The following is a 7,838-nucleotide window of genomic DNA, read 5'->3' on the forward strand; positions in this document are numbered from 1 at the left end:
CCTGCTTGGAGTGTCAGCCCAATTGGCAGGTTGGAACATAGGAACCAGCAGCCACGAACTCATAACACTGAATTGGTGCGATCGCATTCAGTCGATGACCGAGAAACAAAGCAGTATGAGATGGACCAGCGAAGAAAAGGTGAATACGACGAACACCGATACGCGATACCTCTGCCGAGATAGTATCTTTAATAGTTCGTGTTGCAACGTTCGCGTGCTGCGGCGAGAGAATAGGCTCTTTCCCTATGATGTGGAGCATAGGACTATCAGTCAGATGTAGTGCTTCCAGTGAACGCTCAACGTCAGCAACTATGTTGCGTAGGATGCCGATCGTCACAACAAGTTGTTCTCCGTGTCCCTCAACACGATGAAAGTTAAGTGGATATGCAGGTGTTTCGGCTGTAGCGTATGCGTCGGTCGCCCAAGTCTTACCTCGATAATTTATCTCGATAGCAAAGCCTGCTACAGCTGAAAACACAAAACCAAGAGACAATGCTGCTGATAAGCGTCGGTTGCCTTCCAGTCGTATCCGTCTGTTGCCACGATGTTTGAGTATCCAGCTACGGATTGCATATAGTTCGCTGATTAACTGGCTATTCCACACATCAGCGGGTGGATAGGAACGCACTTCGCCTCCAAAGAAAGATCGCCAATCCAATTGCAGCTCCGGCGCATCCAGATACGGAGCTTCTTGGCTCAAGGTGGTAAGTACAATCGGACGGAAAGGGGGTAGGTTTAGGTGTGCTGAGGTGATCTTGGAGCGTAGAGCCGTCTCTAGCTCCAATCGTGTTATTGGTTGATTCTTACGGCTGCGTAGGAGTTGGTCTAGGTTAGTGTAAATCTCACGGACAATGCGGCTAGGTACATCCTGATACTCGGATAGATGATCCATTAAAGCCTGGGCAAACAATGCTTCTCCAGGTGTGTGTGCTGCATTGAAATTGGGCTGAATCACGACTTTGTCAAATAGAAAGCGTGCATCGTGCTCAGTTTTCCTGAGTTTCGTTATGATGCGTAGGTAATCCTTGAAGGAGTTATTCTGTACTCCTGAAGCAGGGGGATAAAAATCCCACGAATACCGAACACGCCGTAATGCATTAAGGAGTGGTTGAAGAGACTCGGAAATTCCTGTACAAGCGATGGTAAATCGGCGGTAGGTGCTAGAACTACCTGCATCAAGCTCTTGAAATCGACGGATCTCATTCCAGAATTCAGCAGGTGCCAATGTGTGATTTTTCGCTTCGACTAAATCAATAACAAATCCATAGCCTGGAGAATAAAATTTCACCTCTACATCACCAATTGCCTCACGAACCATTACGGTAAATCCGTCAGAGGCAAGCCATATAGGAAGGTACGAAAGGATGACTTGCTCTTGAAACGCAAATCCAGACTCCGCAATGTCACCACCGCGTGACTCAGGCTCTAATAAAGATGGAGATTCTGAGTGCTCATTCGCCAAAAGCTACTCCTAATTTATCGTCAGGGTGTTTGAGAATTTATCGTTTCTAAACGCTTAATCTAAATGAGATCTCAGTATAAAAAGGTTTATTCTCTATTGTAATTCCTTCTAAAATACCTGACATGAATTTCGACATCATAATATGCCTACGAATTCGTACTTTAAAGTAGGTGATGAATAGACTGACGGAGCGATCGCTTTACTCAAATAAGGCGATCGCTCTTGCTTTTACTGAAACTCGAAACTGGATACTACTTTTTGATAAGCCTGACGCATGGGATCTTCCGGGTTGATGTAAGCGCCATGAATATGAATCACATAACGACCATCGGGACTAGAGAAGAGTACATTATCTGCTTCATAAAGACCTGTGGAAGCATAAGCTAGCGCATCTCGACCCGCTACCGTAATATTTTTATCTTTGCCTCGGCTCAGATTGGCTTCCTTCCAAGCTGCGAGGGGGCGCTTCTGAGCATTATCAAAAACTGAAATTGTCACGCTCGCCGGATACTCACCTCCCTTCCAAGTGCCAGAGGCGATCGCCTGATAGTCTTCGCTGTCCCAAACTTCTAGCCTTCCCAACAGAGCCTCTTTAGCCTCTGGAGGTTTATTTTCACTGCGATTATCCGGTGTAAAACCTTCCGGATATTGGAAACGAAAGCCAAAGCGATCGCTCTGAAAGGTATTTTTTTCTTGAGTGCTAGAGGGAGAAGAAGTAGGCTGAGTGATAGTTGGAGTTGGTGACGGACTCCCAGTATCAGGGTATGGGGCAGGTAGAGGAGCGGGCTGTAGGGGTGTGCAGCCAGCAGCTAAAGATAGGAAGAGGCCAAAAATAGCAAAACGTTTCATAATACGCAAGTTGAGAGAGTTGTAGCGATCGCTGCTCTCTTGCTGGGGTAGGCAGGAGACAACTGATAGAAGATACATCCATCTCAAATCGTTTTCCTGAGTTTTAGAAACCCTTGCTGCATAATTTGAGGGGCAACGCCACACGCAGTTTTCTTGCCACTGAAGGATAAGAAGAGACCATGTTATAAACTCTTATTACTCGACTTCTTCAAATCACAGTAATAAACAATGGCACAGCTAGAACGCTTGATCCTTATGGCAGAGGATGAACTCACTCAATACAGCACTGATGCTCGTAAGATAGAAAAACTGCGTCAAAAAATCGGTATCTCTGTTCCTTTAGCAGAGCAGCGGCAGATTAAAGAAACACTGCTGACAGAGATGCCGACAGATACCTTAAGCCAACTTGTGGAGAAACAGCGTCAGACCGTCGCTCTGCCATTCTGGGGCATTGCTGGACTCGGCTTACTGCTAGGGATATCATTCTCCCAACCTTTCGATTTTGCGATCGTGGCTGCTGCTGGGTTTGCCGCCTTTAAGATTCAACAGTGGGGCTGGAAACTACAAGCTAAGCGCCTCGTGATTCAAACCCTAGAAGACATTGAGGAGAGAATTCAACAAGCTACTGCAAAATGAAACAGAGGGTATAATCTGCGGTGACAAAGCCCGCTCTTGCTTGAACCAATTTCCTACTTTAACCAGTAACTACGATGAATATCCCTGACGGTCCGAAAATACCATCTTGGTTACAAAAACTGCAATATACCTTAGATCCTCTAGGGTTCCTGGAGACAGCAGCAGAACGTTACGGAGATATTTTCAATGCACCTGTTATGGGAAATGCCGATATCATGCTGCTGGTTAGTCATCCTGCCGCAATCCAACAAATTTTTTCTAGCGATACCAAACAATTCGCCGCTCCGCCTAATCAATTGTTGCGGCCTTTAGTGGGTGAGTATTCTCTACTGGTATTAGAAGGCGATCGCCATCTCCAGGGGCGCAAACTGCTCTTGCCTCCATTTCACGGCGATCGCATGCGAGCCTATGGGCAATCAATTATTGAGTTGGCAGATAAGGCCTTTGCTCAATTAGCGCCTAGTCAGTTCTTTACTGCCCGTAGCCTAGCACAGAACATCTCGATGGATGTGATCTTGAGAGTTGTGTTTGGGCTATCGGAAGGAGAGCGATTCTATGAGCTAAAGCAACGCATCACTACACTGATGGATTTGTTTAAATCTCCGTTGATAGCAGGCTTGCTCTTTTTCCCTAACTTACAAAAAGATTTAGGCTCTCGCAGTCCTTGGGGATATGTGCGGCATGTCCAGCGGCAAATCGACGAACTACTCTACACAGAAATTCAAGCTCGTCGCCAACATCATGATCCTGCTAATTCAGATATTTTGAGCCTCCTTCTTTCCGCTAAGGATGAAGCTGGAGGAGGTATGACTGATGTAGAATTAAAAGATGAATTAATGACTTTGCTGTTGGCAGGCCACGAAACTACAGCCTCCGCGATCGCCTGGACATTCTACTGGGTGCATAAATTTCCTCATGTCCGGGAGAAAATACTTCAGGAGCTAGCCACATTAGGAGATGCGCCTGATCCCACCAGTATTGCTCGGCTGCCCTATCTCACAGCAGTTTGCCAAGAAACTCTCCGGATTTGTCCCATTGCTGTGCTAACAGTGCCCCGAGCAGTGAAAGAACCTGTGGAGCTTATGGGCCATTCATTACAGCCAGGGATTAGGGTGTTTGGTTGCATTTACCTCACCCATCATCGTAAAGATCTGTACCCAGACTCCAAACAATTCAGACCCGAACGCTTCCTAGAGCGCCAGTTTTCCCCCTATGAATTTTTACCCTTTGGAGGAGGTGTCCGACGCTGCATTGGTGAAGCTTTAGCCTGGTTTGAAATGAAATTGGTGTTAGCGACGATCCTACAGCGCTATGAATTAGAATTGAGCGACCAAAAGCCAGAACGCCCTGTACGCGGAGGCGTCACGCTAAGGCCAGAACGGGGAGTTAAGATGGTACTGCGATCGCGCCGCTAGAGAGATAGCCTTACTACCCCAAAAACAACTTATAGGCAGGATTCTGGCTTTCATCCCAATAGCGATATCCTAAGGTGTCGAGGAAGGCTTGCCACTCCTGCATTTCTTCGGGTGGAACTTGCATTCCTACCACAATCCGCCCGTAGTCTGCACCGTTGTTGCGGTAGTGGAACATGCTGATGTTCCAGTTGGGGCTCATGGAGGTGACAAACTTCATCAAGGCACCAGGACGTTCGGGGAACTCGAAGCGGTAGAGCAGTTCATGATGAGCCAGAGCCGAGTGACCACCCACCATATGTCGGAGGTGTAATTTGGTTAATTCATCATCTGTGAGATCAATCGTCTTGAATCCACAGGTCTCAAAGCCTTGCGCCATCTTTGCGGCATCAGCACGATTTTGAATCTGTAAACCGACAAAGATATGCGCTTCCTTTTGATCAGAAATGCGGTAATTGAACTCTGTAAGATTGCGACGACCAAGGCACTCACAAAACTTGCGGAGGCTACCCGGTTCTTCGGGGATATTAACGGCAAAGATTGCTTCTCGACGTTCGCCAAACTCGGCCCGCTCTGCCACAAACCGCAGGCGATCGAAGTTCATGTTAGCACCGCAAGCGATCGCAATTAACGTTTGTCCTTCAAGTTGTTCTCTTTCTGCGTAAGCTTTGGCTCCAGCGATCGCTAAGGCTCCGGCAGGCTCTAGGATCGATCGCGTGTCCTCAAACACATCTTTAATTGCCGCGCAGGTCGCATCTGTATCCACCAGAATAATGTCATCCACATATTCTTGGCAGAGGCGAAACGTTTCTTCCCCGACTTCGCGCACCGCCACCCCATCAGCAAACAACCCCACCTGAGGTAAGCGCACTCGCTGTCCTGCTTTGAGAGATTGGTGCATCGCATCAGCATCTACAGGTTCTACGCCGATGATTTTGATTTCTGGGCGTAACCGTTTAACATAAGCCGCAATTCCAGAAATTAAGCCACCACCACCGATCGCGACAAAGATGGCATGAATCGGTTGCTGACATTGCCGCAAAATCTCCATGCCAATCGTGCCTTGGCCTGCAATCACATCGGGATCATCGAACGGATGAATAAAGGTCAATCCTTTTTCCGTTTCGAGTTGACGGGCATAAGCATAAGCATCATCATAGGTGTCGCCATGTAGCACCACCTCACCGCCCCGCGCTTTAACCGCATCTACCTTGACCTGAGGAGTAGTCACAGGCATGACAATGATGGCACGAGTTCCTAGCCGACTCGCACCCAGAGCAACCCCTTGAGCATGGTTTCCTGCTGAAGCTGCTATTACGCCTTGCGCTAGCTGCTCCGGGGACAAGTTTGCCATTTTGTTGTAAGCCCCCCGCAGCTTAAACGAAAACACTGACTGCATATCTTCCCGCTTCAGTAGCAACTTATTATTTAGCCGTGCCGATAAATTAGGAGCGTACTCTAGCGGCGATTCTTGGGCGACATCATAAACACGAGCCGTCAGGATTTGTACCAGGTAGTCGCAAAGCATGGGGTCAAGGGGTGAGCAGTGGCAGATAAACGATAATTCTACTTCAGTCTCGTCTTTTGCTGTGCAGGTGGGCGATCGCGCTAGTTAGAAAATCTTCCGTAGTTTCCTGCGCTCTAAGTTAAGCTGTTTCATTTACTTTGTCGCCATCTAGCAAGTTCTGGGAAGTCTAGGGTGGAATGCTTAGCTTGCGATCGCTGATGCCAAAAGCTGGGTCGCATTGAGTAACGGGTTTTACTGAAAAGGAATTATTAATGGTAGTTATGACCGACCAATACCGATTAGTCACTAGAAGCGATTTTGACGGCCTTGTTTGTGCTGTTTTATTAAAAGAATTAGATTTGATTAACGAAATTAAATTTGTCCATCCCAAAGATATGCAGGATGGCAAGATTGCAATTACCGATAAAGATATCACCACCAATCTACCCTATGTGTCAGGGGTTCATTTAGCGTTCGATCACCACTACAGTGAGATTCTGCGAAATCAAAATCCTGAAGCAGGCTATATTAACAACCCAGAGGCTCCTTCCGCAGCCAGAGTGGTTTACGACTATTTTGGAGGCTCAGAGAAATTTCCCCACATCTCCACCGAAATGATGGAGGCCGTTGATAAAGGAGACTCAGCTCAATTTAATATTGATGAAGTCTTACATCCTAAGAATTGGGTACTCCTCAACTTTTTGATGGATGCCAGAACAGGGTTGGGAAGATTCAAGGAATTTAACATCTCAAACTACAGTTTGATGATGGAATTAATCGACTACTGCAAAAATCACACCATCGCTGAAATCCTAGAACTACCTGATGTTAAGGAACGAGTTAACCTCTACTTTGAACAAGCATCTCAGTTCAAAGATCAACTTCTGCGTTGTGCCACCGTATATGACAACTTAGTGGTCTTAGACCTGCGGAATGAGGATGTAATCTATGCAGGCAACCGTTTCATGATTTATGCTTTGTTTCCCAACTGCAACATCTCCATTCATCAAATGTGGGGTGTAAAGCAACAAAATACAGTTTTCGCAGTGGGTAAGTCGATTTTCAACAAAAGCTCCAAAACCAATATTGGCGAATTAATGCTGCAATATGGCGGCGGTGGTCATGCCAATGCGGGAACTTGCCAAATCGACAATGCTCAAGCTGAAGTAACTCTAAAGGAATTGATTGCTCGAATTAACACAGATGGCTAAAGAATAGCCAAAACAGCCATGTGAAGCAGTTCAGCGCGATCGCTCCCTTCTAATTTCTCTCCCGAACTACCTATGCAATACCCACTCATGCTCACCCTTAATTTTTGTCGCTAGCGCCTCAACTGACTATGCAAGATGCAACAGGGGAGACAATCTTTTGCATTCGTCAGAAACTGCTCAAACTCAAGTTCTGCTAAGTCCGGTGATGATGCTTTTGTTGGAGTGGAATCGTGGCTCAGGTGCGTACCCGATTCATGATGGAGGCGATCGCTCTTTTACATTCGACAGGGCGATCGCTTTTGCTAAGGCAGCCACTACCTCCCAAAGATAGTCATTATTAAGGTAACTGCTAAGCTGATTCTGTACATCAAAAGCTCAGTACAGGACAAAAACTTGCAAAGGTCTCATAGGAAAGGGTTTCATGAGAATTACCACATTCTTTAACCATGAAACCCTATGCATCAGGCTACTCTACTTCGAGATGCCTTGCGACCCCATCTGGCTTAGCAGGGTGCTAGATTGAGCTTTCTCGCTGCTTTCCTCATTGCTCTACTGCGAGTCAAAACTGTCAACTTTGCTGAATTTGCTACGGCATTCAGTGGCAACGCCCAAACCGACTCGCATTACAAACGTCTCCAGCGCTTCTTCCGTCACTATGAGATGGACTATGCCGAAATCACCAAAGCACTGATGAGTCTGATGGCAATTCCGGAGCCTTGGGTGCTTTCGCTTGACCGAACTGAATGGTGCTTTGGCAATTG

Annotated in this window: 7 protein-coding genes and 1 pseudogene; 5 read left to right on the top strand and 3 right to left on the bottom strand. The window is 46.8% G+C overall.

Annotated elements, in window-relative coordinates:
- Window positions 1–13 precede the first annotated feature (13 nt).
- Window positions 14–1,462 carry an SAVED domain-containing protein gene (locus H6F90_RS20090; RefSeq protein ID WP_190554042.1) on the bottom strand — a complete coding sequence of 483 codons (1,449 nt, stop codon included), beginning with the start codon at window positions 1,460–1,462 and terminating at the stop codon, window positions 14–16.
- A 228-nt stretch (window positions 1,463–1,690) separates the two neighbouring features.
- On the bottom strand, window positions 1,691–2,389 hold the full coding sequence (locus H6F90_RS20095) for a hypothetical protein (protein WP_190554043.1): 699 nt from the start codon (window positions 2,387–2,389) through the stop codon (window positions 1,691–1,693).
- A gap of 150 nt (window positions 2,390–2,539) precedes the next feature.
- Here H6F90_RS20095 and H6F90_RS20100 point away from each other — a divergent pair, with 150 nt between their 5' ends.
- Together H6F90_RS20100 and H6F90_RS20105 are read left to right on the top strand one after the other, a co-directional pair.
- Entirely contained in the window at window positions 2,540–2,947 is a 408-nt protein-coding gene (locus H6F90_RS20100) for a hypothetical protein (protein ID WP_190554044.1), read from the top strand.
- A 74-nt stretch (window positions 2,948–3,021) separates the two neighbouring features.
- Window positions 3,022–4,362, top strand: coding sequence for a cytochrome P450 (locus tag H6F90_RS20105; protein ID WP_190554045.1), 1,341 nt, complete (start codon window positions 3,022–3,024; stop codon window positions 4,360–4,362).
- A 13-nt stretch (window positions 4,363–4,375) separates the two neighbouring features.
- On the opposite strand, the gene ilvA is transcribed toward H6F90_RS20105, so the two are convergent.
- Window positions 4,376–5,887 carry a threonine ammonia-lyase, biosynthetic gene (gene ilvA / locus H6F90_RS20110; RefSeq protein WP_190554046.1) on the bottom strand — a complete coding sequence of 504 codons (1,512 nt, stop codon included), beginning with the start codon at window positions 5,885–5,887 and terminating at the stop codon, window positions 4,376–4,378.
- Between the two features lie 260 nt (window positions 5,888–6,147).
- Between ilvA and H6F90_RS20115 the strand changes: the two genes are divergently transcribed.
- The 3 genes and pseudogenes from H6F90_RS20115 to H6F90_RS20125 all read left to right on the top strand — a co-directional run.
- Window positions 6,148–7,077 (top strand): exopolyphosphatase, encoded by a 930-nt coding sequence (locus H6F90_RS20115; RefSeq protein WP_242024555.1) that lies wholly within the window; start codon window positions 6,148–6,150, stop codon window positions 7,075–7,077.
- A gap of 157 nt (window positions 7,078–7,234) precedes the next feature.
- Window positions 7,235–7,408 (top strand): hypothetical protein, encoded by a 174-nt coding sequence (locus tag H6F90_RS20120; RefSeq protein ID WP_190554048.1) that lies wholly within the window; start codon window positions 7,235–7,237, stop codon window positions 7,406–7,408.
- A gap of 188 nt (window positions 7,409–7,596) precedes the next feature.
- Window positions 7,597–7,838, top strand: a pseudogene (locus H6F90_RS20125) (IS4 family transposase); the annotation flags it as partial.

This window comes from Trichocoleus sp. FACHB-591, assembly GCF_014695845.1.
Lineage (GTDB): Bacteria > Cyanobacteriota > Cyanobacteriia > FACHB-46 > FACHB-46 > Trichocoleus.